The sequence below is a fragment of the Enorma timonensis genome, assembly GCF_000321165.1.
GTDB lineage: Bacteria > Actinomycetota > Coriobacteriia > Coriobacteriales > Coriobacteriaceae > Enorma.
Map to the genome: position 1 here is coordinate 19558 of NZ_CAPF01000009.1, position 23764 is coordinate 43321.

General features: G+C 62.2%; 26 protein-coding genes. 17 read left to right on the plus strand and 9 right to left on the minus strand.

What is annotated here, in order from left to right:
- Positions 1–375 precede the first annotated feature (375 nt).
- From BN423_RS00790 to BN423_RS00805, 4 genes are read left to right on the plus strand one after another with little or no spacing between them, the layout of a single operon-like run.
- Positions 376–1395, plus strand: a complete 1020-nt coding sequence (locus BN423_RS00790; protein ID WP_232385450.1) for a DNA cytosine methyltransferase — start codon at positions 376–378, stop codon at positions 1393–1395.
- Positions 1392–2288 carry a DNA cytosine methyltransferase gene (locus BN423_RS00795; protein ID WP_019238377.1) on the plus strand — a complete coding sequence of 299 codons (897 nt, stop codon included), beginning with the start codon at positions 1392–1394 and terminating at the stop codon, positions 2286–2288. Before BN423_RS00790 ends, BN423_RS00795 begins: the two co-directional genes overlap by 4 nt.
- A 3-nt stretch (positions 2289–2291) precedes the next feature.
- Positions 2292–4232: an McrB family protein gene (locus BN423_RS00800; protein WP_232385451.1), complete on the plus strand. Its 1941-nt coding sequence runs from the start codon at positions 2292–2294 to the stop codon at positions 4230–4232.
- A 4-nt stretch (positions 4233–4236) separates the two neighbouring features.
- Positions 4237–5712 (plus strand): LlaJI family restriction endonuclease, encoded by a 1476-nt coding sequence (locus tag BN423_RS00805; protein ID WP_232385452.1) that lies wholly within the window; start codon positions 4237–4239, stop codon positions 5710–5712.
- On the opposite strand, the gene BN423_RS00810 is transcribed toward BN423_RS00805, so the two are convergent.
- The 5 genes from BN423_RS00810 to BN423_RS00830 are packed head-to-tail and all read right to left on the minus strand — an operon-like array spanning position 5709 to position 8858.
- Positions 5709–6086, minus strand: coding sequence for a hypothetical protein (locus BN423_RS00810; protein WP_019238380.1), 378 nt, complete (start codon positions 6084–6086; stop codon positions 5709–5711). The two genes, BN423_RS00805 and BN423_RS00810, sit on opposite strands and share 4 nt — an antisense overlap.
- 39 nt (positions 6087–6125) lie before the next feature.
- Entirely contained in the window at positions 6126–7898 is a 1773-nt protein-coding gene (locus BN423_RS00815) for a DUF2326 domain-containing protein (RefSeq protein ID WP_232385453.1), read from the minus strand.
- Entirely contained in the window at positions 7843–8124 is a 282-nt protein-coding gene (locus BN423_RS11865; RefSeq protein ID WP_071784310.1) for an ABC-three component system middle component 6, read from the minus strand. The genes BN423_RS00815 and BN423_RS11865 overlap by 56 nt, the downstream gene beginning before the upstream one ends.
- Position 8125: 1 nt before the next feature.
- Positions 8126–8674: a hypothetical protein gene (locus BN423_RS00825; protein WP_143758291.1), complete on the minus strand. Its 549-nt coding sequence runs from the start codon at positions 8672–8674 to the stop codon at positions 8126–8128.
- Positions 8664–8858, minus strand: a complete 195-nt coding sequence (locus BN423_RS00830) for a hypothetical protein (protein ID WP_019238383.1) — start codon at positions 8856–8858, stop codon at positions 8664–8666. Before BN423_RS00830 ends, BN423_RS00825 begins: the two co-directional genes overlap by 11 nt.
- Positions 8859–9092: 234 nt before the next feature.
- Here BN423_RS00830 and BN423_RS00835 point away from each other — a divergent pair, with 234 nt between their 5' ends.
- The 9 genes from BN423_RS00835 (at position 9093) to BN423_RS00875 (ending at position 16945) form a co-directional block, all read left to right on the plus strand.
- The gene (locus tag BN423_RS00835) at positions 9093–9599 is read left to right on the plus strand and encodes a hypothetical protein (RefSeq protein ID WP_019238384.1); all 507 of its coding nucleotides are present in this window, start codon (positions 9093–9095) and stop codon (positions 9597–9599) included.
- Between the two features lie 3 nt (positions 9600–9602).
- Entirely contained in the window at positions 9603–10619 is a 1017-nt protein-coding gene (locus tag BN423_RS00840) for a hypothetical protein (protein ID WP_019238385.1), read from the plus strand.
- Positions 10620–10628: 9 nt separating this feature from the next.
- Positions 10629–10985, plus strand: coding sequence for a hypothetical protein (locus BN423_RS00845; RefSeq protein ID WP_019238386.1), 357 nt, complete (start codon positions 10629–10631; stop codon positions 10983–10985).
- Positions 10985–11311 carry a putative minor capsid protein gene (locus BN423_RS00850; protein WP_019238387.1) on the plus strand — a complete coding sequence of 109 codons (327 nt, stop codon included), beginning with the start codon at positions 10985–10987 and terminating at the stop codon, positions 11309–11311. Before BN423_RS00845 ends, BN423_RS00850 begins: the two co-directional genes overlap by 1 nt.
- Complete coding sequence (locus BN423_RS00855) at positions 11308–11700, plus strand: hypothetical protein (protein ID WP_019238388.1); 393 nt, start codon at positions 11308–11310, stop codon at positions 11698–11700. The genes BN423_RS00850 and BN423_RS00855 overlap by 4 nt, the downstream gene beginning before the upstream one ends.
- Positions 11701–11965: 265 nt before the next feature.
- Positions 11966–12619, plus strand: coding sequence for a phage distal tail protein (locus BN423_RS00860; RefSeq protein ID WP_232385454.1), 654 nt, complete (start codon positions 11966–11968; stop codon positions 12617–12619).
- Positions 12619–13899 carry a phage tail spike protein gene (locus BN423_RS00865; protein WP_019238390.1) on the plus strand — a complete coding sequence of 427 codons (1281 nt, stop codon included), beginning with the start codon at positions 12619–12621 and terminating at the stop codon, positions 13897–13899. Before BN423_RS00860 ends, BN423_RS00865 begins: the two co-directional genes overlap by 1 nt.
- Positions 13899–15566 (plus strand): BppU family phage baseplate upper protein, encoded by a 1668-nt coding sequence (locus tag BN423_RS00870; RefSeq protein ID WP_019238391.1) that lies wholly within the window; start codon positions 13899–13901, stop codon positions 15564–15566. Before BN423_RS00865 ends, BN423_RS00870 begins: the two co-directional genes overlap by 1 nt.
- Entirely contained in the window at positions 15566–16945 is a 1380-nt protein-coding gene (locus BN423_RS00875; RefSeq protein WP_019238392.1) for a hypothetical protein, read from the plus strand. Before BN423_RS00870 ends, BN423_RS00875 begins: the two co-directional genes overlap by 1 nt.
- Before the next feature lie 65 nt (positions 16946–17010).
- Here the strand turns inward: BN423_RS00875 and BN423_RS00880 are convergent, their stop codons facing one another.
- Positions 17011–17247 carry a hypothetical protein gene (locus tag BN423_RS00880; RefSeq protein ID WP_019238393.1) on the minus strand — a complete coding sequence of 79 codons (237 nt, stop codon included), beginning with the start codon at positions 17245–17247 and terminating at the stop codon, positions 17011–17013.
- Entirely contained in the window at positions 17244–18326 is a 1083-nt protein-coding gene (locus BN423_RS00885; protein WP_019238394.1) for a zinc ribbon domain-containing protein, read from the minus strand. Before BN423_RS00885 ends, BN423_RS00880 begins: the two co-directional genes overlap by 4 nt.
- A gap of 283 nt (positions 18327–18609) precedes the next feature.
- Here BN423_RS00885 and BN423_RS00890 point away from each other — a divergent pair, with 283 nt between their 5' ends.
- From BN423_RS00890 to BN423_RS00895, 3 genes are read left to right on the plus strand one after another with little or no spacing between them, the layout of a single operon-like run.
- Entirely contained in the window at positions 18610–19263 is a 654-nt protein-coding gene (locus tag BN423_RS00890; protein ID WP_232385455.1) for a DUF4417 domain-containing protein, read from the plus strand.
- Positions 19250–19639, plus strand: coding sequence for a polymorphic toxin type 50 domain-containing protein (locus BN423_RS11895; protein ID WP_019247083.1), 390 nt, complete (start codon positions 19250–19252; stop codon positions 19637–19639). Before BN423_RS00890 ends, BN423_RS11895 begins: the two co-directional genes overlap by 14 nt.
- A gap of 5 nt (positions 19640–19644) precedes the next feature.
- The gene (locus BN423_RS00895) at positions 19645–19968 is read left to right on the plus strand and encodes a hypothetical protein (RefSeq protein WP_019238396.1); all 324 of its coding nucleotides are present in this window, start codon (positions 19645–19647) and stop codon (positions 19966–19968) included.
- 230 nt (positions 19969–20198) lie between these two features.
- On the opposite strand, the gene BN423_RS00900 is transcribed toward BN423_RS00895, so the two are convergent.
- Entirely contained in the window at positions 20199–20504 is a 306-nt protein-coding gene (locus tag BN423_RS00900; protein WP_019238397.1) for a hypothetical protein, read from the minus strand.
- Positions 20505–20848: 344 nt separating this feature from the next.
- Positions 20849–22255: a glutamate-cysteine ligase family protein gene (locus tag BN423_RS00905; RefSeq protein ID WP_019238398.1), complete on the minus strand. Its 1407-nt coding sequence runs from the start codon at positions 22253–22255 to the stop codon at positions 20849–20851.
- A gap of 178 nt (positions 22256–22433) precedes the next feature.
- Here BN423_RS00905 and BN423_RS00910 point away from each other — a divergent pair, with 178 nt between their 5' ends.
- Entirely contained in the window at positions 22434–23708 is a 1275-nt protein-coding gene (locus tag BN423_RS00910; RefSeq protein WP_019238399.1) for a lysylphosphatidylglycerol synthase transmembrane domain-containing protein, read from the plus strand.
- Positions 23709–23764: the final 56 nt, after the last annotated feature.

Genomic DNA, 23764 nt, shown 5'->3' on the forward strand with positions numbered 1-23764 from the left:
GGTATGCGCCCAAGGGCGTCCCGGTTGACTTGCATGCGCCATGGCTGGCGCGTGGCGCGAACGGCCCGGTAGCGCACCCGGAGCGCGGGCGGCCGGGCTGCGGGCAATCCTCGTCAACGCAGCGCGCGGCCGGGCAGGCGGCCAGGACTGGCGGCGGGAATATCCAGCGGTAGACATGCGGGGTTGTTGTGATGGCGGCAGTGTGCTGGCTGTGGTCGCATTGTTGTTGGCTGGGCATCCGTTGACGCTTCAAGCGCACGTTCTTCTCGTTCGTCTCGATTGCTTAGTTGATGCTTAATCCATTGTTTGATGGCCCAGGTTGATGCGGGAGATTGCGAGTTGGTGGATTGACGAGCCGCGGACCAGGTGTGGTGCATGGTAAAATCTTCTGCTTGCAAGGAAAGGCGTCATAACGGACGGTGCAACAGCATCGGGAAGAAAGGGCAGGTCAACGCGTTGTCTGCGAATCGGGTACAGAGCAAAAGTATCACTGCTGTGGACCTCTTCTCAGGCTGCGGCGGCATGTCCCTCGGCTTCGAGAACGCTGGGTTCAACGTGTTGGCTGCGTTCGACAACTGGACGCCCGCCGTCGAGGTGTATCGAAAGAACTTCGATCATCCCATCTTTAAGCATGATCTCTCCGATGTTGATGCTTCCGTCCCTCTCGTCCGAGAGTTTGCCCCTACAGTCGTTTTCGGCGGGCCGCCTTGTCAGGATTTCTCGACGGCTGGGCATCAGGACGAGAACGGCGGTCGAGCCATTCTCTCGGTTGCTTTCGCGAAGATCGTTTCCCGAGTAAGGCCGCAGTGGTTCGTGATGGAGAATGTCGCGACCATAAGAAACACGCGCTCGTTCAAGCGTGCTTGCGATACCTTTCGAGAGGCGGGGTATGGTCTTACCTGCAAGGTGCTTAATGCCGCATATTGTGGGGTGCCGCAAATCCGTAAGCGCATGTTCGTTATCGGGGGCATCGGTGAAGAGGATAACTTTCTTGATGATGTGCTCGACAAGGGGCTGAGCGAAAAGCCTCTCACGATCAGAGACTATCTCGGCGACTCGCTTGGGATCGATCACTACTTTCGCGTGCCGACGAATTACAGCCGGAGAGGCGTGTTCAGCATCGACGAACCGTCTATGACCATCCGCGCGGTCGACCGTCCTATACCGCCGGGGTATAAGGGCAACCCCAATGACTCCGCTCCCGTGAGCGAGACGCGCATATTGACTCCGAAGGAGCGCAGCTACATTCAGACCTTCCCCGAGGAGTTCGAGTTCTTCGGGAGTAAGTCAGACGTGAACACGATGATTGGCAATGCCGTTCCGGTTAACCTGGCCAATTACGTCGCAAGAGCTCTGATGGGCTACATCTCCAACAAGAATGGTGGTAACGAATGAGAGCCGTCGACATCTTCTCTGGTTGCGGCGGCATGTCTCTTGGTTTCGAGCAGGCTGGATTTAAGGTTGTCGCCGCGTTCGACAACTGGAAGCCTGCAGTGGAGATTTACCGCGCGAACTTCACGCATCCCATCTATGAGAAGGATCTCTGTGACGAGGATTCCGTTGAAACCATCAAGGAACTGAGGCCCGACTTGATCATGGGAGGGCCTCCCTGTCAGGACTACTCGATTGCGGGCAAGCGCACTGAGGGGGCGCGGGCGAACCTTACCATCCGGTTCGCCGAGATTGTCGCGGGCGTATTGCCTGAATGGGTCGTGTTCGAGAACGTCTACAACATCGAGAGGTTCGGCACGCTGCCGCGAATGAAGGCGATGCTCAAGGATGCCGGATATGGATTGAGCTCTCGCGTGCTCGATGCGAGCCGCTGTGGGGTGCCCCAGGCAAGAAAGCGCTTCATTCTGGTCGGCAGGCTCGGCGCCGAGGATGGGTTCTTCGACGAGTCGTTCGTTGAGGGCATGGCGGAAAAGCAGATGACCGTGCGGGATTATCTGGGTGACAAGCTCGGCACGCAGTACTATTACATGCACCCGCGCAGCTACAACCGGCGTGCCGTCTTCTCCGTTGACGAGCCCTCCGCGACGATACGTGGAATTAACAGGCCGATACCGGAGAACTACAAGCGACATCATGCCGATGCAGCGGCAATTGAAGACGGCGTTCGTGCTCTCACGACGAAGGAGCGCAGTTACCTGCAGTCCTTTCCCGAGGAGTTCAAGCTTGAGGGCGCAAAGACGAGCGTCGAGCTTGCCATCGGGAATGCCGTTCCTCCAGCATTGGCGAAATACGTTGCCGAACGTGTCTTAAAATATGAGAACGGCGTTGAGCAGTAAGAGGTGAGTGCCTTGTCGTACTTCAAGCAGACCGAGGATTACCGGACCTATCAGGGCGAGGAGTGCGACTTCCATCTTGACTACAACGCGAACAGCGGCGGAGGCCAGGCATTCCTTGGCGGGGCGTTTGCCGGGAAAGATGGCGGAAGAGCCTCAGCCTCGACGCTCGGTGGCCTGACTGCCACTTTTGCGCTTCGCTTCCATAGGGCTGACGGCAGCGTGTGCAAAGTTGACTTGGGGACGCAGGAGTCGTATCGCTACCCCGTTTCTCCTCGCGGAGCCGGAAGCCAGCAGATGAAGCTAAGTCTTGGGGGGAAGGTCAGACCGAGCCTGCTGTTGCCGGCTGTCATGATGCTTCCCGAGACAACGACCATCAACATGGCGGACTCTCTTGAACTCTCGCCGCTTACGAGGGGAAATTACTGGCTGAGATCTATGTGGCTCGATTGCGAGCTCGAAGATGACGGTTCGGCTTGCTTCATTCCCAAGGACTATGTGTTCAGTGGCGGCCTCTCTAAGCAGGGTAAGTACGCGACGGAAGACGGTAAGCCAACCGGAGAAGCCATGTTCTTCACGCTCGATTTCGAGCGACGGGTGAATGACATCCTCTATGCAGCAGATCACTGCAGCGCTCTTCCGAAGGCTGCGGCCGACGTCCTGCGACACTTTGGCGCTGTCCTTCTCGGCGTCGTACCGTTTGATTGCGAAGATTGCTACAAGAGAACCGCTGAGCTCATGAGCCTGATTGCTCACGAGTGCCCTACGACCTATTCGGGCATCGGCGACCCGCTGCCTGCTGTGATGGATATTGTTGGACGCCCGACTTTTCTCGATCATTCTGTCGTTTCCGCCCCGTCAAGCGTCCCCGAGCCCCGCAACCTCATCTTCTTCGGGGCTCCTGGCACGGGCAAGTCGTACCGGCTCGCACGGCAGGCGGAGAAGTATTTCGACAAGAGGAACGTCAGGCGCGTCACCTTCCACCCCGACTACACCTACGCTCAGTTCGTGGGCTGCTACAAGCCGGTCACGACGATGCGCACGGTGACCGATGAAGATGGAACCGAGAGCACCCAGAGCGAGATCAGCTACGGTTTCGTTCCGGGGCCGTTCCTGGAGACATACATCGCTGCGGTGCAGAACCCCGGCACGAACTACTTGCTTGTCGTTGAGGAGATCAATCGCGCGAACCCGGCGGCCGCGTTCGGTGACGTGTTCCAGCTGCTTGACCGCGACTCCGACGGTCGCAGCGAGTACGAGATTGCTGCGCCGCGCGAGATGCGCGAGTACCTGCGCGTGTTCCTACCGGAGTACGCCACGACTGCGTATATCCAAGACCCGGAGCGGTTACTCTCCGAACAGCTGCGTCTCAGGGACGAGGCGGAGCGGCTGTCGCTGCCGCCCAACATGTTCATCTGGGCAACCATGAACAGCGCGGATCAGGGCGTCTTCCCGATGGACACCGCTTTCAAGCGTCGCTGGGACTTCCGCTACATGGGCATAGACAAGGGCTCGGACAAGATCGCCGGCTACGCCGTGCCGGTCGGGACGCCCGCGCGCATGGTGAGCTGGGACGCTTTGAGGCGTGGCATCAACCAGGTGCTGCTCAATGCGGGCGTGAACGAGGACAAGCTGCTCGGGCCGTTCTTCATCTCGCCCGCGAGGCTCGCTGATCCCGACGGCTTCACTCAGGTTTTCAAGGACAAGGTGCTGCTCTACCTCTTCGAGGATGCCGCCAAAACCAAGGCTTCGAAGGTGTTCTCTCACGAAGGCCGTGCGACGTACTCGGATGTTTGCGAGGACTTCGAGAGTTTTGGAGAGCTTGCGTTCAGGGGTATGCGCGAGTTGCCGTCCTTCTCGCCGGCCAATGTGAGCGATACTGAGTTGCTTGAGTCTGGCGAGGTTGCGGGCGCTGCGGAGGAGCCGGTTGCCGACGGTGCGGAGTAGCGCCATGCGTACGGTCTACATTCGCGAGCGTTCGTTCCACTCGCCAGTGAGTCTCGCGCGGACGCTCGGCATCGGGCTGGATGACGCTGACCGCTACATCGCCCTTCTGTGCGCGCACGGCGTGCTTCGGTTGAGGACGGGTGACGAGCCGAAAGAGTACGATCCGCTTGGAGAGAGCGCGCCGCGCGGGACCTATCAGTTCGTCTACGTGGGCCTTGCCCTAGTGGAGAGCGTCTGCATTGTCGTGTACCCGAAGTATCTGCCCGAGATTGACCCGAAGCGCCCCGATGACGCCACGTGCGCAGCTATGAGTCAGGTGTTCAGGGTGCTTCGCAAGAGCGGTGGAAGCTACGCCAGCATTGCCGCCGCGACTGAGGAGGGCATGGGGGCGAACGACCGCCTGGCGCTCATGCTCTCGCTGCTCGAGATGTATGACGAGTATGGCGTCTACTCTAACTACGTGCGCACCATTGCGGACAACGGGTCGGGCAACATCAGCTGGGAGCGCACCATCGCGGCGAACCTTCCCTTCGTGCGGGATGGGCGTCCCATCTACTTTGACTACAAGACCGTGGAGACTGACGCCGACGCCTCTGACTTCGTAACGCGACTGCACCGCGCGGTGCTTACGGAGTGCTCGCGCTTCATGCAGGAGAGCGGGCTGGCTCAGCTGCTGGCGCTCGACGAGGTGTGGCTGAGCGATTCCTCCGTGGCGGACTTTGGGGACGCCGACTTCGTGGCGTACCGGCTGGAGCGCGAGCGGGCGGTGCAGTTCGTCACGTGGAAGCAGGACGTAATCGACCTCCTCGTGCGCTATGTGCGCGACGAGGGCATGTCTGCGACGTCGGACGCGCCTCTGTGCCTGGGGACGTCAAGCTTCCATCACGTGTGGGAGACGGCGTGCAAGGTCGCGTTCGGTGACGTGCTGGCCGTTCGACTGGGGGAGCTGGGGATTGAGCTGGCTCCGCCGTTCGCGGGGATGGCGGAAAAGCGGCTTATCGATGTCATCCCGAGACCGGAGTGGGCTGCATTAGGCGCCGGCGAGGAGCGGGCGTGCGGCGAGGTTGCGACGCTGATCCCGGACATCGTGACGGTGCGAGGTGCCGGCGGGCGCGCCGCCGCCGGGGGCGGGACGTTCGCCATCCTCGACGCCAAGTACTACACGCCGCTGCTGGGCGAGCGTGTTGGCGGCGTGCCGGGCGTGGAGTCGGTGACCAAGCAGTTCCTGTATCAGGCCGCGTACCGCGACTTTGTGCTCGCGCACGGGTTCTCCAGGGTGGTGAACGCGTTTCTCGTGCCGTCGTGCGGTGACGCCGTTGAGCATCTGGGGCGCGTGCGCTTTCCCGGCGTGATCGCTGCCGAGGAGCCGCCGTTCTCGAACGAGGTGGAGCTGTACGCGCTGCCGGCAGAGGCGGTGTTCGACGCCTATGTGGGCGGACGGGAGTTGGACGCCGCGCGCCTTGCTGAGGTGGTTGGCTAGGCGAGGGCGTGCTCGTCGGCTTTGGTGACCGCGTCTGCCGATGCGTCTGCGGTGGTTTCCTCGCCGCTCTCGTCAACTATGACCCACGTCCATGAGCCGGCTCCTATGGGGTACAGGTGCCGTCCGTCGATGTCTGTGCCGGGGAAGGTCTCGGTGAGGTCGGGATCGTAGGTGGTGCTGAAGGCGTCTGACTCCTCGTCGTAGACGAGCGAATCGTCGAACTCGGGCAGCCACGCAGCCATGCGCTCGACCTCGGCGCGCTCGAAGTAGGGGCACGCCCATCCGTTCCACTCCTCGGCGGGGTCGAGGTAGGCGGCGTGGACGCACTCGGGACGGTCTTCGAGGTCGGCTATAGCTACGCGGTGGGGTTGCATGAAACCACCTTCTGTAAGATTCCCGGCGGAATGGATTAATCAGGGTATTGATGCAAGCTGCTCAATCATCCGGTCAGAAGATTCGGCTTCGTCGACGGTCTTACCCTCAAACAGTTTGTCATCCTCCGACAATTGGAGAATCTGTAAAGCCGACTGCTCATCCTCTGGGATATTCGAGGAATCCAACTTCTCTTTCAGCACGGCCACTATGTACTGTGCGTCAATGCCGTTCGCTGCGTTCACTATAGTGCGCAGATCTTCGCCTTCAACGTTTTCGACAACGTCGTGCACGATAAAGCGGGGGGTGTGGATGCGATTGGCTATGGCAAATTGTTGGTAAGCTAGGTCAAACGCTGCTATGAGCGACTTTCGCGTACCCGTGCTGGACCCAGATATTGCCGTGATTGAGACCGGAAACTTATCGGTGTCAGGATAGTAGACAAGAATCGGCTTCTCACCATTTATCTGTTGAGCAAGATGAGTAAAGTATCCATTGAAGGAACTCATCATCTCTTGATATTCGCCACCCTTGCCTTTGCGGGCGGAGCCGCCGGTTGAATAGCTGGCAATATTCTCCTGAATAGATGCCAGCTCATGGTCATAGCGATCAAGCGTATCGACCGTTTCCTGGCACCTGCCAATGTCTTGTCTTAGCTGCATAAGGTTTGCGGACAGTCGCTCGTACTCGTCAATACGGTCTTTTGCCACAAGCGATAAAAACTGACTATTGCTTGCAAGGAGCGCCTTCTGCTCATTCTCAAGAGAGGTCCTTTCATCAAGCAAATCTCTCTCGATATCCTCAAAGTACGAAATCTTGTTATCACATAGCTTATCGTTAAAACTGACCATGTCCTCAAAGGTCTTATTGAGATTAGGCAGCATAGTGCAGACCTCATCGAAGAATCTCCTTGAGAGCTCGAGGTCTGCTCGACGTTGCTTTTCTGCTCTTGCGTTGTTAAGGGCCTCTCGGTTGCGTCCGATTCTATAGTCTAGCTCGCTAAGCTGATCGACCAAGCTTGCATACTCCGCCCGGACTGAGGCAATTGCGTCCCTGTTGCTTTTGTACTCATCGGCATCGAAGATGTCATCTGCTTGCGCTTTTGCTTGAGCGTATTCCCCCTCCAGAGCAACAAGTATCTGACGCTGTTGCTCAACATCTTCAACGCCGTTGACACGCATGTATTGACGCAACGATTCCCTTGTTCGGTTGAGTTGAGCATTGAGTTGGCTCAATTTGCTGTCAAGCTCGGGATCGGAGATATCGAACAAGAAATTGTATACACTCCGATACGTCGCGATGCTCGCCCTTGTCAGGGTACGGAGAAAAGCATTATCATCGCCGCCAACCGAAACTCGAACGAAAGAGTTGATGAGCTGGCGAAACGTCGGAACGTTGTTTGCGATTCCGAATAGCAGTTCATTAAGCTTCGATCTGTAATTTGTTTGGGACATCCTTTCTCCGTCGATGAAGTAGCGACCCCTTGGAAACAGCTCAACTTTGAGCTCGACCGTTTTGCCGTATGGAGCGTCAAGATTCTCCGAAAGGGTCATCTCAGCGGCGATGCGTTTTTTGTTGATGGTGTCGCGCAGCTCAATCGCTTCGGTGTTGGTCTCTTGATCTGTGTAGATGTGACTCCTGTTTTGTGCGCCCATCAGAACATCGATAAGCTTCAAGAACGTAGTCTTGCCGACCTTGTTATGGCGTTTTGAGTCCTCTGTATCTACTACGAAATTAGCCCCCTTGTGGAAGGAGACCTCACGCATGACTATATTCGTTGCGGTGTTGCGGATTCGCAATGACTTGATGAACATGCAGGCCCCCTTTCTTATCAACGGCGATACAATCTAGCAGGTATAGAAAATCCAGAGCCATCAGGAAAAAGTCGTAGCTCACATTCTTTCCCACGACATCAAGCATGACACCTTGATACAGATTCGATGCATCGATGCCATCATGCTTTCCAACGTAGTCGTATGTCGACGCAGCAAGATAGTAAACCGTACTGGTTGGTTCGTTATTTCTGTCTAGAAGCAACATGTCACACCGGCGTTTCTAGAATCTTGCACTTCGATACGCCGTAAGCGATGAGGGCGATGCAAAACTGCTCGATTTTTTCGGCGGGATGGTTGACAGCATCGAATTTCGCATCGTTGACAATCGTGTCGTAAAGATTGTCCTTGATGCGATCTAGCTGAGCATCGCCATCACCCACGCAAGGGATGCCCTCGTCATCAAAGTCTGCAACGACAATGAACATATCGCGAAGCTTTTTGACAATATCTTCGCTGTTCGGATAATCCTTCATCACCTCGTCCACGCGGACATAATCATCGACATGGTTATCAATGATGGCCATGTATCGATATGCATTGTTGAAGCGCAGCTTCTCATGAATCTGTGCTGGATTTTGCAGCGAGTAGGAGTCATCCTTGGAGGAGGGCAAAGAGTAGACAATGTCGAGCAAATCATGGATGAAGCTGTGCGTCAACGTGCGCCGTTGCAATAGCACGGTTGGATTGACAAGATTATTATCTCCAAGAATCTGGATGTTATCATTGCCCCGGGCAATCTGGCGATTACTTGTCATGGGTATTCACCTGATTGCCGGTACCCACAACTTGAATGTTTTCATTGCCAGTAGCGTTCATCTTGTTGCCTTCATAGAGATCCCGGAGCTTATCAATATCCTTTTTGTTTTTGAAGGCGATAACGGTTGCGACAATCGAAAGTACGGAAGCCACAATGCTCAACATGACATCGACCATTTCCATTTGAGCCTCCTTCCTTTCTGGTAAGGAGAAATTATAAGGCAACTCTCACCTGAGCGCGGACATTGCTTGCTGAATTCGGCTAACAAATACGCTCGGGCTGTGCGGACTGTGCGTTACTCGTTTCGCCTATAGCAAGAGCTGTGGAGGCACCAGTCTGTGACAACAACTTACCCTGACGCTGTCTCACTGTTGCCGACTTCATTGTGTCGGCATGTCACAGAAAGGCAGGCCGGCATGGCTGGTGATGAGGTTGGCTCGCAGGGGCAAGAGCGTGCGGAATGCACGACGGCGCATGAGCCGGAGTCGCAGGCGGCGCAGGAGCCGCTGACAGGCGGAGACGCGGGCGCGCACGACGCGGGTGCGGACTACGGGGCGCTTCTCGCCGAGCGCGACGCCAAGATCGAAGAGCTCGAGGGAGCGATCGCGGAGGCGGCAAAGTCTGCCGAGGCGGCGGAGGCGTTGCGTGCGGAAATGGACGAGCTGCGGCGCCAGGGCGCGGATCAGCGCGTGGAGTTCGAGCTCACGATGGCCGGCGCGAGGAGCGTGAAAGCTGCCCGCGTCCTTCTCGACGAGCACGGCGGTGACATCTCCAAGCTCAAGGAAGCGGAGCCGTGGCTGTTCGAGGGTCCGGCTCTCAAGCAGGGCGGCAAGACCGGCCTTCCCAACGCGGGGGCCGCATCAGACGAGGGCAAGACGATGAAGCGGTGGCGCGAGATCGCGGGCATCGCGGACGAGGAGTAGCGGATGGCCAACAGCATCGCATCCACCAAGAACTACACGACCATCCTCGACGAGGTCTATCAGCGCGCGGCGGTCTCCGCGTGCCTGAACAGCCCGCGACGCATGGTGCGCGCCGGCCGCAACGCCAAGGAGATCATGGTGCCTAAGATCCAGGTCTCGGGCCTCGGCGACTACACGCGCAACGTGGGCTACAAGACCGGCAGCATCACCTACGAGTTCGAGACGAAGACGTTCAACTACGACCGAGGTATCCGCCTTCTAGCCGACGTCATGGACGTGGAGGAGGCTGGTGTGCTCGACTGCTTCGTCGAGGCCGGTTCTGAGCTACAGCGCACGCAGGTGGCGCCGGAGGCTGACGCGTTCACCTTTGCCGAGATTGCGGGACACGAGGGCGTCTCCACCGCCACGAACGACTATTCTGACGCAGAGGCGGAGGACGTGCTAGCCGACCTGCGCGCCGCGACGAACGTCATGGACGAGGCTCAGGTGACCACGGGCTCGCGCTACCTCTTCATCACGCCGACGCTCAAGGGCGTGCTGGATGACTTCAGCCTGGCGAACCCGACGCGCTCGAACCGCGTGCTCGAGCGGTTCTCCCGCATCGTCGAGGTGCCGCAGGTGCGCTTCTATTCGCACATCGACCTGCTCTCCGGTGACGAGGACCAGTTTGGCTACGCTCCCGCCGAGGGCTCCTACGAGCTCACCTCCGACACCGAGGTCGTGAGCGGCAAGACCTACTACACCGAGAGCTCCGGCACCTACTCCAAGGTGGCGAGCCCGCAGAAGAGCGGCCTCTCCACGTACTACGAGCTCGTGGGCGCGGGCGCGCCGATCAACTTCCTCGTGGTGGAGAAGAGCGCCGTGGTCAAGTTCGACAAGCACGTGGCGAGCCGCGTGTTCAGCCCCGACGAGCTGGAGACGCTCGACTCCTACATGATGAAGTACCGCAAGTACGGCATCGTGGAGCTGCTCGACAACAAGCTTGACGGTGTGCGCGCGTCCGTGGCCCCGTTGGAGTAAGGGTTCGTTGTGGGCTGCGCGGGCGTGACGTCGGTTGACTTTGGCTTCTATCGCGACACGTACGGCGGTGGGATGGGCGTGGAGGCGTTCACGGGCGCACTTCCCGCCGCCGAGCGTCACGTGCGATGGGTCTGCGGCGGTCGCGTGCCTTCGTGTGAGGCGGACAAGCTTGCGTACCGGCGCGCGGTGTGCGCAGCCGCCGAGGCGTTCGCGGAGTTTGGCGAGGGCCAGGTGGGCGGATTCCAGCTCGGGTCCTTCTCGGTGACGCACTATGACAACCGCGGCACCACTGGCGAGGAGCAGGCGACCTACGCCTGTGAGAAGGAGCTCTCTGGTACGGGGCTCCTGTTCTGCGGGGCGCGCTGATGGCATGGCTGCGCCCGATACCCGTGAGATTGCTCCCGAACTCGTGCCTGGTGCGCGAGCCGGCGGCTGACGGGGGCTTTGGAGAGCCGCGCGCCATCTCGCGCGTGAGGTTCGAGCGGGCACAGTCGGTGGTTGCCGATGCGCACCGCAGCGCGGACGCAGGGGCGGGCACGCTCTTCGTGGATGCCGTCACGAGCGCGGGGGCGTTCGAGATCCCTGCGGGCTCTCGCGTGGAGGTCGATGGGAGGTCGTACGTAGCCTCCAGGGTGGCGCGCTTCGAGGGGTTCAACGGGCGCGTACACCACTGGGAGGTGGAGCTGCGATGATGGCCGTGACTGACGCCGTGGCGGGGATGCTGCGCGCGGCGGGAGTCGGTGACGTGTTCTGTATCGCGCCAAGCGCACTGTTGAGCGAACAGCCCGTCGTGGTTCGCTGGGCGGGCTTCTCGCGTGAGAGCCGACAGGACGGCGAGGAGCGCGGCACCGCCTCGGTCGAGATGCTGGTCGTGCGCGAGAAGGACGCTGAAGCACGCGACGCTGCGTTTGCGTGCGAGGCTGCCGTGCGCTCGTCTGGGCGCTCCGAGTGGAACGTGGCGGGTTCCGGGGTGCGCATCCTGGGCATCGACACGGACGCGCCGACCTTCAGGGAACGCGACTCGAGCGGACGCTCCGTATGGGCGTTCACGGCGAGGCTGACGGTTGCGAGGGAGATATGACTGTCAGGAAGGAAGCAAAAGGCGGGGCGGACGGTGGCCGGGGAGCTTGGCGCGATCGGCGCGACCCTCTTGCCGACGTTCGTCTGAGCCGCTCAAGCGACCGGTTCCAAGACGAGGAGCTCTCGGCGCGCGAGCAGCGTCGGGCGGTGTCCTACGGTCGCGCGAGGGGACGGCTCTGAAGGCCCGGTCCATCAAGTTTGGAGGGCACGACTTCTCGTCCTTCTCTACCGCCGAGGTGGTGCTGACCGCGGCTCATGGCATCGTCGTGGATGCTGCGGAGGTGCCCGGCCGCGCCGGAGCGGTCCTGCTCTCTGCGCGCATTCCGCCCAAGACGTTGCGCGTACGGCTCTTCCTCGACCTTGCGGATGACGAGGATGCGGAGGGGCTCTCTGCCGTGCGCCACGAGGCCGCGTCGTGGCTCGCCCCGGATGCCGGGAGTGACCTGGAGCTTCCCGGTGAGCCGGGGCTTGTCTACCGCGACGCCGTGTGCGCGGACGCTGGGGCATGGGACGGTCTCTTCGAGGATGGCTCCTGCGAGCTGGTGTTTACGGCGTTTGACCCCGTGGCCTGGGGGCAGGAGCAGGAAGCTTCGGCTGCGGCTGGCAGCGCGGAGCTTTCGCTGCTCGTTGGCGGCACGTATCGGACGTGGCCGACGTTCGTGATGGAGGCGTTGGCTGGCGGCGGCGTGGTTGTCGAGGATGTTGGGACGGGCGCGTGCGTTGAAGTGGAACGGGCGTTTCTTGGCGGCGAGGAGGTAGTTGTCGACTGCGCTGCAGGCCGCGCGTGGGTGGACGGCGAGGCGGCCGACGCCGACGTGACGCTTGATAGCGACTTCTTCTGGCTGGAGCCTGGTTCGCACGAGCTCTCCTTCACGGGTTGCGCGGACTTCACAGCGAACTTCACAGAAAGATGGCTCTGATGAGCGGCGCGACCCCGACGCTCTTCTGGTTCGACCGTGCCGACGGGCGCATCGGGATTCTGCACCCGGCTGGCGCGGTGGAGCATCGCGAGGAGCTTGGCGGCGAGGATGTGCTCTCGTTCTCCTGCCTGGAGACGCCCGAGAAGTACGACCGCATCCTGTGGCGCGACCCCGGTGACGGGCGCTGGCGTGAGCACGTGGTGGTGCGCACGGACGAGGTGCTGGGTTCTGCGTGCGAAGTGTACGCGGAATCGAGCCTGTGCGATCTTCTCGGCAGCTATGTCGAGGAGGAGCGGGTGTCTGACTTGGGGCTCTACGGTGCTTTGGGCGTCGTGCTTGAGGGGACGCGCTGGCAGGCGTCCACACTGGGCTGGTTTGATGACCACGATTGCTACCTCTATCACGTGAACAGGCTCGCGGCGCTCAGGCGAGTATGCGAGGTGTGGGGTTGCGAGATTGAGCCTGTGATTGCGGTCTCCGGTGGGCACGTTTCGTCGCGTACCGTGCGGGCAGTGGCGGAGGTGGGCGCATGGCGCGGGGCTCGGCTCGAGTACGGGCGGAACATGACGGGCTGCACGCGCACGGTAGCAGAGGACGAGGTCTTCACGGCGCTCTACGGCTACGGTGCCGGGTTGCCCGTGGTGGACGAGACGGGCGCCTTCACGGGCGGATATCGGCGCAAGCTCACGTTCGGCGAGGTGAATGGCGGCGTCGACTGGGTCGGCGACGATGAGGCGAGGCTGCTGTGGGGCCTGCCGGACGGCTCGGGCGGGCGTGCGCACCGCTTTGGAGATGTGACGTTTGCGGACGTCGAGGACCCTGAGGTCCTTCTCGCCCGCACGCAGGCGGCGCTCGCGGAGACGTGCGCTCCACGGGTGAGCTATGAGGTGGACGCCGCCGCGCTCTTGGGTTCTGTCGATGTGGGATTGGGTGACGAGGTTGCGGTGGTGGACTCGTCGCGCGATCCCGCGTGGCGCCTTCGGGCGCGGGTGGTGCGGCGCGTGCGGCTCTTCGGGGATGCGGTGGAGGCGCGCTACTCGATCGGCGCCGTCCCGCGCACGGCGTTTGCGGAGCGCAGCTCCGTCGAGGCTCGGGTGGCGGCGGTTGAGGACGTGGCGGGTGCTGCGGGCGATACCGCTGCCGCCGTGGGCGCGAGCGTGGCCGCCATCGAACAGGCGGCGGGCGTGGCTGCCGGCGGCGAGGTGCCCGCGCTGGCAACAAAGGAGTACGTTGCGCAGCAGATAGCCGCGCTCGATGACCTCTCGGGGGTGGAGTTCTGATGGCTGGTCTTGATGGTTTCGGCCTGCATGAGCTGGTCTGGGAGTCCTGCGATGACGTTTTCGCGGGCGCCTTGGTGGCGTCTCCTGCCGATGCGGAGGGGCGCGGCATCGCTCTTTCGGTGCGGCGGGACGGTGAGGCGGTCGACCTTTCGGGTGCGAGCGTGTACCTGCTGTGGCGTCATCGCGTGACGCGCAAGCGAGGGTGCGAGCCGTTCGAAGAGGTTGATACGGAGACTGGTGCATTCTCCGTGTTCTATCCGGCCGCCATGGCGTGTGCCGAGGGTTCGGTCGACTGCCAGGTGATGGTGTCGCTTCCCGGAGGGAGCTCAATCTCGACGCGTGCGTTCGAGGTGCGCGTGGAGAAGGTGCTCGTGGGCGGCACTGAGTCTGAGGACGGGTTCTCGCTCTTTCTTGACGCTATCCAGAAGTACGAGAACGCCGATGCGCTCATTGCCGAGGCTGTCACCAAGGCGCAGGAGGCGGTTACGACGGCCGAGGGCGCGGTGGCAACGGCAGGGTGGGCGGTCGAGGCGGCTGCGGGGGCTTCGGGTGCAGTTGCCGCGGCGAATGCCGCTGCAGCTGCTGCTACTCAGGCAAGGGAGGAGCTGCTGGCGGCTGCCCAGCGGGGTGACTTTGATGGGGTGGATGGAATGCCTGGCCCTGCGGGTGCCGACGGGAAGGACGGGGCTCCGGGCGTCGACGGCAAGGACGGTGCCGATGGCGCCCCTGGTGCTGACGGGAAGGACGGCGTCGACGGAGTGAGCCCGACAGCCACGGTGGCGCAGACCGAGGCGGGCGCGGTGGTGACCGTGACCGACGCCAGCGGCACGACCACGGCCACGCTCCTCCATGGCGCGAAAGGGGACAAGGGCGATGCCGGCGAGCGCGGCGAGAAGGGCGATGCCTTTACGTACGCTGACTTCACCTCAGAGCAGCTGGCGGCGCTCAAGGGGCCGAAGGGTGACAAGATGACGCTCGATGACCTCACCGAGGAGGAGATCGAGGAGCTGCGTGGCGAGAAGGGCGACAAGGGAGATCCGTTCCTCTACACAGACTTCACCCCCGCGCAGCTGGAGGCGCTCCGCGGCCCGCAGGGAGTGCAGGGGCCACCGGGAGCGGACGGCAGCGATGGCACACCGGGAGCGGATGGCGCAGACGGCGTGGATTGCACGCACTCGTGGGCGGGTTCGGTGCTCACCGTGACGAGCGCGAGCGGAACGAGCTCCGCCGACCTGCGCGGCCCCAAGGGCGACGCGTTCACGTTCGATGACTTCACGGCCGAGCAGCTCGAGGGGCTGCGCGGCGAGGACGGGGCCGACGGGCAGGACGGAGCCCCCGGGGCTGATGGGCAGGATGGCGCTCCCGGCGCCGACGGCCAGGACGGGGCTGACGCCGAAATCACGGGCGCGACCGCCACGGTAGATGCCTCAACGGGGACGCCGTCCGTGACCGTGACGCTCGGCGGCACCCCCGGGGCGCGCACGTTCGCCTTCGCCTTCTCAGGCCTCAAGGGCGAGGCCGGCAAGCAGGGGCCGCAGGGCGCGCCCGGGCAGGACGGCGAGGACGGGGCACCGGGGGCGACGCCCGACCTCTCGGCCTACGCGACCAAGGAGTACGTGGCGCAGCAGATCGCGGCGCTGGACGACCTGAGCGAGGTGGAGTTCTGATGGCCGTGGGAACGATCCAGAAGGGCGTGCTCACCGACATCGCCAACGCGATCCGCACACAGAACGGAGGGACTGCGACCTACCTGCCCTCCGAGATGGCGGCGGCGGTGCTCGCGCTCGACGGAACCAAGACCGGGACGCCCTACCAGGCGCCCGCGACGTCCGGAACGGGCGTGGTATCGGACTCCGTCTTCGACGCCATCGCCGACGCGATCCGCGCGCAGAACGGGCTCGCGGAGACCTACACACCGGCGGAGATGGCGCCGGCGATCCTCGCGCTCTCGTGGGACGCGGGCGTGAAGATCCGGGCGCTCCTGCTCGCGGACGGCACGCTCGAGTTCAACTACCGCGACGGGCGCTCATCCGACGTGCCGGGAGCCGTCATCCTCGAGGCGTGGGAGGTGGACCCTGCCGGCTACTCGTCCGCTGGCTCGAGGCCCTGGAGCGACGACAAGCTCTCCGTCACGCGCGCCGTCATCGACGAGGACATGGAGGAGAGCGGCCTCGAGAGTGCCGCCTACCTCTTCCATGGGTGCGAGCACCTCGTGGAGGTCACGGGCTTCGGCCACCTCGTCACGGTGACCAACATGAACCAGATGTTCGTGAGCTGCGGGTCACTGGAGACGATCCGCGCGGACAACTTCTACGCGCACGTCGAGAGCGGGACGCTCATGTTCAGCGGATGCAGGCGCCTCGTCGGGGAGAGGGGCTACGTCCCGGAGCAGACGGACGACCACCTGAACCTGCACTTCGAGACGACCGGCGTGCTGACCCACACGGACGGGTCCGAGGACGAGCGCGAGTGGTTCCGCTGCTTCCTCTACGATGACGGCGAGCTCGTGCTGACGGCTGCGATGGAGCCCGAGGCCGGGCGGGGGCTCGTGTCGTCGGGGCACCTGTGTGCGAACGCGCGGTACAACTCGGTGGGCTACCAGCCCTGGTACGACCACCGGCACGACGTGGAGAAGGTGACCGTTACTGCGGACATGGCAACCTACAGCCACGTGAACACGAACTACTGGCTCTACGGGCATCAGGGTGTCACCGAGGTCACGGGCATGGGGAACCTCCGCGGCGTGCGCGAGATGCAGCACACCTTCAACAGCTGCGATGGGCTCACCGAGATCGACCTCTCCGGGCTCGACCCCTCCTCGCTCGAGGACCTGACGTACACCTTCGGCGGGTGCGGGTCGCTCGTGACGATCTGGGTCGACGCCGATTGGGCGCTACCGGCCTCCGGCGTCTCTGGCTTCCAGACGTTCTACCAGTGTGCGTCGCTCGTGGGCGGGGCGGGCACGACCTACGCGAGCTCGCGCGCGGGCTACCAGTACATGAGGATCGACGGCGCGGGCGGTGCCGGGTACCTCACGGCGAAGTAGACACGTACGACCCTCACGTGCGATGCGTTGGGAGGGCCGGACGGAAACGTTGGGAGTTCGGTCCGCTACCGCTTCTTTGCAATCGCTTCAACAACTTTCACGATTTTGGTCCCGTGCTTTTTAACGAAGTCAACTCCACCGTTCTTGACAAACAAGACAACACCCGTCCCGGTGGTTGCCATCGTTGCGCCCACTTTTCCGCCGGTCTCTTTGATAACGGCTCTGTGGTAGTCGCATAGAGGCATCTTGAAGCTATCCGGCAGCGGCTTGCCGCAACCGGGGTATGCACAGCGTTTCGTCATCCTTCCTCCTCTGTTTGGGAAAGCCGTTTTGTCTCATCCTGTGCGCTCTGATTCAGCGCACGGTTGACGTTCTTTGCAATCTGATAGAAGCCTGTGGTCGCATTATCCAGATTATTGTCTGAGATGCTGTTTAGCTTTATCAGGGTTTCCTTCTCATCGAGCCTGTTCGAGCTCATGAACTCGCCGAACTGACTCAATGCCGTCATCGCGGCATCCGGTTCGTCGACGAGGGAGTACGCCGCATATTCTGTTCTCGCCATCAGGGAGATTATCGACAAATCGATGATTGCCTCTCTCGCCGCACTGCCCAAAGCCTTTGCCTTACCCTTGCCGATTGCCAGCGATAGTTCGGTCTCGAAGTTGTCCTGCAAGGCACTCCGCTGCTCCGTTGCAGATCCGGCAACACTCAAGATGCGCTGCTCTCTGAGTCGTGCGTCGCGTATGTGTGCAGCCTGCTGGAGCTGATACCACACCGCCTTCGCTCTCCCGATTCTGTCGGCCCTCTCTTCGAGGTGGAGCCTTTCCACTCCGTATGCGACGTCCTTGATTTCGGATAGCAGCTGTGCCATAGAGAGCTGAAGCTGGACGGTAGCGATTGATGAGGCGAGATTATCTGGCAGCTGTTCGACATGAAGGCGGGCCTGTTCGTAGGTTTGCCCTGTTTCAACGCTGCGCAGTTGGGGAAGAAGCGCACCGGTCTTTTTCTCAACACCAAGGACGAGTTCGCCACTGTCCATCATCTTCTCGGCTGCGGCAGTGAAATCTGCGGCCCAAATGGTGCCTCTCTTTGCCAGAGCCTGTTGGATGGCGTCATAGACGGATGGTGCAAGTCTGGCAACTTCCTCTGCGCTCTTGAAGAGGGCGCTCAGCTTCTCCCGTGTTCCATATGGTATGAGGCTTGTGCCGTCATCAAAGACTTCCGAACCCGGAGCTAGCACCTCGATTGCCTTGCTAACAGGTGGAAGCGAGCTGATTGGGATGAGATTCCCGTCCTTGTCCGACGAGAAACCGCAGTATGGACAGGTCATCGCCTTGTCAGAGATTTTAGCGTGGCACTCCGGACAGAAGGTCATTGCCATGTGGTGCTCCTTATTTCGTCCGATATCTTCGGCTAATTATCCCTCAGTTATGAACAGTCTTCCTGTTAGCCTCGTGCTGATAGCCAGAATACACGCCCCTATGGTGCGGGGCGTTTGATGATGAGGCGAGTCAGTTTCCGTGAATCCACCTGTGAACAGGCCGAGGAACGCCTGTGACGCCCACTTAGGGTTTGCCTGTACTACTTCAGCCCGTACGAACGAGGTGATACAGGTGGACAGTAAACCCGATGATGTCGACGTATCGAGCACGGAATGCCTTAAGTTGGCTCACAAGCGAGACGTATTCCATGCATGGATGCTCGAGGGGCTGGACTTCTCGCGGCCATGGGATATGCCCGTGCTCGCGCCCGTCGAGGCGCATCCCACTGCGCTCGTGCCCTTCTCGGTTGCCATGCACGAGCGATGGCGCGACTTCGACTGCTTCGTGCACTTCTACGAGGATGACTTCCGCTTCGAGCGCGTGTGGAACGACCCGCACAAGTACCTCCCCAAGCTCTCGAAGTTCGAGGGCGTGATCATGCCGGACTTCTCTACGTGCATCGATTTCCCGCGTCCGCTCAAGATGTGGAACTGCTATCGCAACCAGACGCTCGGGGCATGGTGGCAGGAACAGGGACTGACGGTCATCCCGAATGCGCGGCACCAGCCGGAATGCGACTGGCTCGTAGAGGGCCTGCCGCGCGAGAGCGTCATCGCCATCTGCGGGCGCGCACTCGTTAAGGATGTGGCAGAGCGCCGCCGCTTTGTGCGCGACGTGAGGACCACCGTGGACGAGCTGCGTCCGACGGCGATCGTCTACTACGGCAGCGACCTCTATGGCGTGATGGACTACCCCCGCTCGCTCAGCATCCCCGTGTGGGTGTATCCGGGCTGTGGGCGCGGCGCGCTGGACGGAGGCAAGTGTGGGCAGCGGTAGCAGTGGGTACGGCATTGGGCGCGGGCGTGGAGGGACGTCGGGCAGCCGGGATGACGGGTTCAGGACCGTTCACGGTTTCACAACCCGACTGCACGAGGGAAACCAGGGCAAGCACATCCCTGGACACAACAACTACGACCCCAAGGCCGGGAGAAGCATCTTCAAGGGAAGCCTTGCCGACGCCCAACAGCTCATCGGTGAGTTCGGCGGAGCTGGAACATGGGTGGGTAATAATAAAGAGCGAGTCGATTTCGGCAGGGTGATCGGCACCTGGATCGGCGGCCGCGGCAAGGAGCGGTCTCCCACGACCATGGGTTTCATTCACTATGGGAAGAACGGTGCTCACATTGTTCCCGCACGACCGAAAAGGGGATGACTGACATGGTCGGACAGAACAGGCTCGAGGAGCGTGTCAAAGACATTGAGGGATATCTATGCGACCACGACTGGGGAAGCACATACGAGATAACGTTCCCCGAGGGAGACGTCTATCGGTGCGTGTGGGAGAACAGCGAGTACGTCGACAACGATGAGGAGCTGGATTCCCCCGAGTACGAGGAATGGTACGAGCTCGACTTCAGGGTGCTCGAGGTGGTCAAGGAGGGTCCCAACAAAGACCCTCGTTACGACTACGTCATGGTCTCGCGCAAGCGAATGCCCTCGCTGGTGACGTGCGGGGGCGAGGTTGTTTTTCGGGCGGAGTGAGGGACGCACTCCATCGACTGAGGTGCTTGTGCCGCGTGCTCAGTGCACGGCTTTTCAACGCTTTCCGAGCGCCGGAGGGCCCCGACTATAGCCCGCAGGCGTGCGAGAAGGGTTGAAAAGCCCCAAGCCCGTTGCTTGCTGATATCCTCAGTGGCGTATTTCTGCGCTCATCATTGCAGGGCTCCGCGACCTTGTTTGATCGCGGAGCCCGCTCTGATATCCCTCTCGGATTAGATCGTGGGGAACTCTCTGTGTACCGGGCCATCCATGAGCATCCGGTACCACCAGCTGCGGTCCTTGTAACCGCTGCTTCCCAGCATGTCGAGCAGTTCGGTCTGCTCAGCTTCTCCGAGCGTTGCGAAGTGCTCCCGCATGCTGTTTTCCAGGGCAACCTTGCTCCTGATCATGTCATCGAGAATTTCCCTCAGCTCCTCCATCGTGAAGCTTTCCGGTGAGATCTCAACGAGCTCTGCGCGAAAATGGGAGTAGTCCTCGAGAGCGCACATGGCGTCGATGTCTGCTGCGCTGTGATTCATGGCAATCTCCTTCAATCTGAACTTGCCTGTGGCTTGGTCGTAGATGGGACACAACCGGGACACAACAGCGACCGGAACTCCGTTTTCGTCAGGTTCCGTCAGTCGCTGTTCATCGCTGCAAAAGACCTGCTCAGACGCTCTTTTGTATAGGTCTGTTGTCCTCAGTCGACGCTGTGGGATAACCCTCTCAAGGCGGAGATCACCAGTTCGAATCTGGTACGGGCTACCATGCATTTGAACCCCGGTTGGACGTCCAGCCGGGGTTTTACGTTATCGCGAAATGTCCGCGCGCCCCGTGCGCCTGCCAGGAGGGCGCCGGGGCGGTGCGGCCCTCGGTGCGACCCCTAGAGCTCGAGGGCGCTATCGCGCGGGAGGCGGCGCTCGCCCCACATCTGAGCGAGGAGCTCGATGCCCTCGAGGTCGAAGGCGGCCGCGGTGTCGGTCGTCTGCAGGACGGGCACTGTGGCATCGCTGCCGACGCCGGTGCATCCCGCCCCGAGCGCGACGTTCTCGTGCGCGATGGCCACGAGCGCGTCGACGAGCTCCGCGATGGGCATGCCGTACACCTTGGCGTCCCAACCCTGCTCCTCGAGATGCAGGCGGGCGACGACGGCGTCGTTCTCGTCAACGCCTTCGAAGCCGTGGGGGAGGCGCGCGGCCAGGCGGTCGGCGAGCTTCGCCTCGAGGCACTTATCGTAGAAGAGCGCGCCCGTGAAGCTCGTGCACGCGGCGGCGAGGCGCGGCGGCAGCGAGTCCATCTCGCGCAGTTCCACGAAGCCCTTGAGGCGCACGTTGGGGAAGACCATGGAGAGCAGGTGCATGAGCTCGGAGGCAGCGAGCGGCCGCTCCGACATGATGTCTCGGCTGTAGCGGTCGCCCGTCGCCACGGTGACGTGGTGCGCGTCGGTGAAGAGGATCGGCTTCACGTTGGAAACCCAGAGGATGTAGTCCTCGAACGAGAGCCCTTCGAGCGCGCCGGGGACGATGCCGCAGCGGTCGACGTCGACGTGGTGCCAGATGCGCGAGCGCGCCATGCCGGCGGAGGGCTTGCCGCGGAACACCGGAGCGTTGTCGAAGAGGAAGGCGAAGACGGGGCCCAGGAGCGTCGCCAGGCGGTAGATGCGCGCGCAGTCCGCCTCGTCCTCGTAATCGAGCGAGACCTGCGTGGACGCGGTGCAGCGCATCATATCGCGCGCGTAGCGGCCGCGTCGCGAGAGGTATGCGTCCATGTCGCGGTAGCGCTCCTTGGGGATGAGCTCGAGGTCGAGGGGGCTCGAGACGACCGGGTTGTACCCGACGGGGACGAGGCGCGCGTCGAGGCCGATGGCGGCGCAGGCGTGCTCGACCTCCGCGTCGAAGGCGCAGACGGCCTCGTAGAGCGCCTGCACCGAATGGGCGGGGCCGGCGGAGATCTCGAGCTGGGCAGCCGGTTCGAGCGAGACGGACACCTCGACGGGCTCGGTCGCGGTCTCGACGCGGTAGGAGAGGCCGAGCAGGTGCCCGTCGATGAGCACGCGCTCGTCCTCGGAGCGGTCGCGCGCGAGCTCCTTAAGGAGGGCGCCGACGCCGCGCTCGCCCGTGAAGGGGACGGTCGCACCCGTGCGGTCGATGAGGATGCGCTCGAGCTCGAAGCCGATCTTCTTGCCCGCGGGATCCTTGTCGCCGCGCTCGAGCACGCCCACGAGCGCCTCAAGGTTCTCGCGGAACGAGCCGGTGAAGGTGGGTATGGTCGCTGATGGCGTGCTGGTCATGGGATGCTCCTTGCTACTGCCGCTGCACTTCATGGTACCCAAAGACGGCGCGCCGTGTCCGCTCGCGGCCATCTCGGCCGTCTCTGGTGCTCGTATGCAGACCGGGCGGGCGGCGGCGTGCGCGGGGGCGATGCACTACAATGGTGACAAGGGAGATTCCCCAGACCCTAGGAGATCCATGTCTGAGTCCTCGCATACTGCGCCCAAGCAGCGCGTCGACGCCGCCCCCGCCGGCGGGGACGACCGCAAGGGAGCGCGCCGCGGCGCCATCTTTATCGGCCTGGTGCTCGTCGCCTATATCGTCTACCTGGTGTTGACCGGCCAGATCCTCGAGTTCGCCCAGGCGATGTCGTCGGTTCAGATGTCGTGGATCGCCGTCGCCTGCCTGTGCATGGTGCTGTACTTCATCTTCGGCGTGGCCGCGTACGCCATCGCGGTGTGGCTCGACCCGGATTCGCCCGTGGGCATCCGCGACCTCGTCTCCGTCGAGGCGTCGGGTGTGTTCTTCGGCAACCTCACGCCCATGATGGTGGGTGGCACGCCTGCCCAGATCTACCGCCTCACGAAGGCCGGCCAGCCGGTAGGCGAGGCGGGCGCCACGCAGTTCACGCGCTACATCGTGTTCCAGATCGGCCTCGTGGTGTGGGGCGCGATCCTGCTCGCTGTGCGCCTGCCGTTCTTCACGAGCCTCTACGGCGATATGACGCTGCTGTGCCTGTTCAGCTTCGGCGGGCACGTGCTGCTGCTCACGGGGCTCTTCATCGTGTGCCTGTGCCCGCGGTTCGTGGTGCGCGTGGCGATGTGGGGCATCCGGTTCGTGGAGCGCGTGAGCGGCGAGAGCGAGCGCACGCGCGGTTGGCGCGACTACGTGAACAGCGAGATCTACTCCTTCTCCGATCACTTCAAGCACGCCGCGGCGCACCTCTCGTCCATGGGGCTCACGATGCTCGTGACGATGGCGCAGCTCGCGTTCTTCTATATGGTGCCGTATTTCGTGCTGCTCGCCTTCGGCAAGCACGACGTCGACTTCCTCTCGTGCCTCGCGGCCGGTGCCTTCATCCAGCTGCTTTCGAGCGCTGTGCCCCTGCCGGGCGGCACGGGCGGCGCCGAGGGCGGGTTCGCGCTCTTCCTGGGGCATTTCTTCGGCCCGTCCGCGACGGCGGGCTACCTCGTGTGGCGCATCATCACCTTCTTCGGCCCGACGATCCTCGCCGCGCCGCTCCTGGGTCTGCGCTCCGCGCACCATGCGAGCATCCATGCGCGCTGGAACCGCCTCGTGCACGGCGGCCGCGAGCGCAAGCGGACGGCACCGGGAGGCGAGGGGACGGCTGGCCGTGCCGCCTCAGAGGGCGCTTCCGCGGCGCGCCGCCGCGGCTCCGGACGGCAGGGGATCCGCCAGACCTCCGGCGGCATCACCGTCTCGCCCAAGTCCCTCCGCCGCCGTCGCAAATGAGCCATTGGGGACGGGTTCAATTGACTCACCGAGACATTGGGGACGGGTTCGTTTGT

Coding starts and splice junctions, on each gene's coding strand:
- BN423_RS00870 (WP_019238391.1), top strand. CDS start 13,899: ATGGCTGGTCTTGATGGTTTCGGCCTGCATGAGCTGGTCTGGGAGTCC.
- BN423_RS00875 (WP_019238392.1), top strand. CDS start 15,566: ATGGCCGTGGGAACGATCCAGAAGGGCGTGCTCACCGACATCGCCAAC.
- BN423_RS00805 (WP_232385452.1), top strand. CDS start 4,237: ATGCGTACGGTCTACATTCGCGAGCGTTCGTTCCACTCGCCAGTGAGT.
- BN423_RS00795 (WP_019238377.1), top strand. CDS start 1,392: ATGAGAGCCGTCGACATCTTCTCTGGTTGCGGCGGCATGTCTCTTGGT.
- BN423_RS00910 (WP_019238399.1), top strand. CDS start 22,434: ATGTCTGAGTCCTCGCATACTGCGCCCAAGCAGCGCGTCGACGCCGCC.
- BN423_RS00830 (WP_019238383.1), bottom strand. CDS start 8,858: ATGGAAATGGTCGATGTCATGTTGAGCATTGTGGCTTCCGTACTTTCG.
- BN423_RS00900 (WP_019238397.1), bottom strand. CDS start 20,504: ATGAATCACAGCGCAGCAGACATCGACGCCATGTGCGCTCTCGAGGAC.
- BN423_RS00835 (WP_019238384.1), top strand. CDS start 9,093: ATGGCTGGTGATGAGGTTGGCTCGCAGGGGCAAGAGCGTGCGGAATGC.
- BN423_RS00865 (WP_019238390.1), top strand. CDS start 12,619: ATGAGCGGCGCGACCCCGACGCTCTTCTGGTTCGACCGTGCCGACGGG.
- BN423_RS00880 (WP_019238393.1), bottom strand. CDS start 17,247: ATGACGAAACGCTGTGCATACCCCGGTTGCGGCAAGCCGCTGCCGGAT.
- BN423_RS00815 (WP_232385453.1), bottom strand. CDS start 7,898: ATGTTCATCAAGTCATTGCGAATCCGCAACACCGCAACGAATATAGTC.
- BN423_RS00905 (WP_019238398.1), bottom strand. CDS start 22,255: ATGACCAGCACGCCATCAGCGACCATACCCACCTTCACCGGCTCGTTC.
- BN423_RS00790 (WP_232385450.1), top strand. CDS start 376: ATGGTAAAATCTTCTGCTTGCAAGGAAAGGCGTCATAACGGACGGTGC.
- BN423_RS00855 (WP_019238388.1), top strand. CDS start 11,308: ATGATGGCCGTGACTGACGCCGTGGCGGGGATGCTGCGCGCGGCGGGA.
- BN423_RS00850 (WP_019238387.1), top strand. CDS start 10,985: ATGGCATGGCTGCGCCCGATACCCGTGAGATTGCTCCCGAACTCGTGC.
- BN423_RS00825 (WP_143758291.1), bottom strand. CDS start 8,674: ATGACAAGTAATCGCCAGATTGCCCGGGGCAATGATAACATCCAGATT.
- BN423_RS00840 (WP_019238385.1), top strand. CDS start 9,603: ATGGCCAACAGCATCGCATCCACCAAGAACTACACGACCATCCTCGAC.
- BN423_RS00810 (WP_019238380.1), bottom strand. CDS start 6,086: ATGCAACCCCACCGCGTAGCTATAGCCGACCTCGAAGACCGTCCCGAG.
- BN423_RS00885 (WP_019238394.1), bottom strand. CDS start 18,326: ATGGCAATGACCTTCTGTCCGGAGTGCCACGCTAAAATCTCTGACAAG.
- BN423_RS00895 (WP_019238396.1), top strand. CDS start 19,645: ATGGTCGGACAGAACAGGCTCGAGGAGCGTGTCAAAGACATTGAGGGA.
- BN423_RS11865 (WP_071784310.1), bottom strand. CDS start 8,124: ATGTTGCTTCTAGACAGAAATAACGAACCAACCAGTACGGTTTACTAT.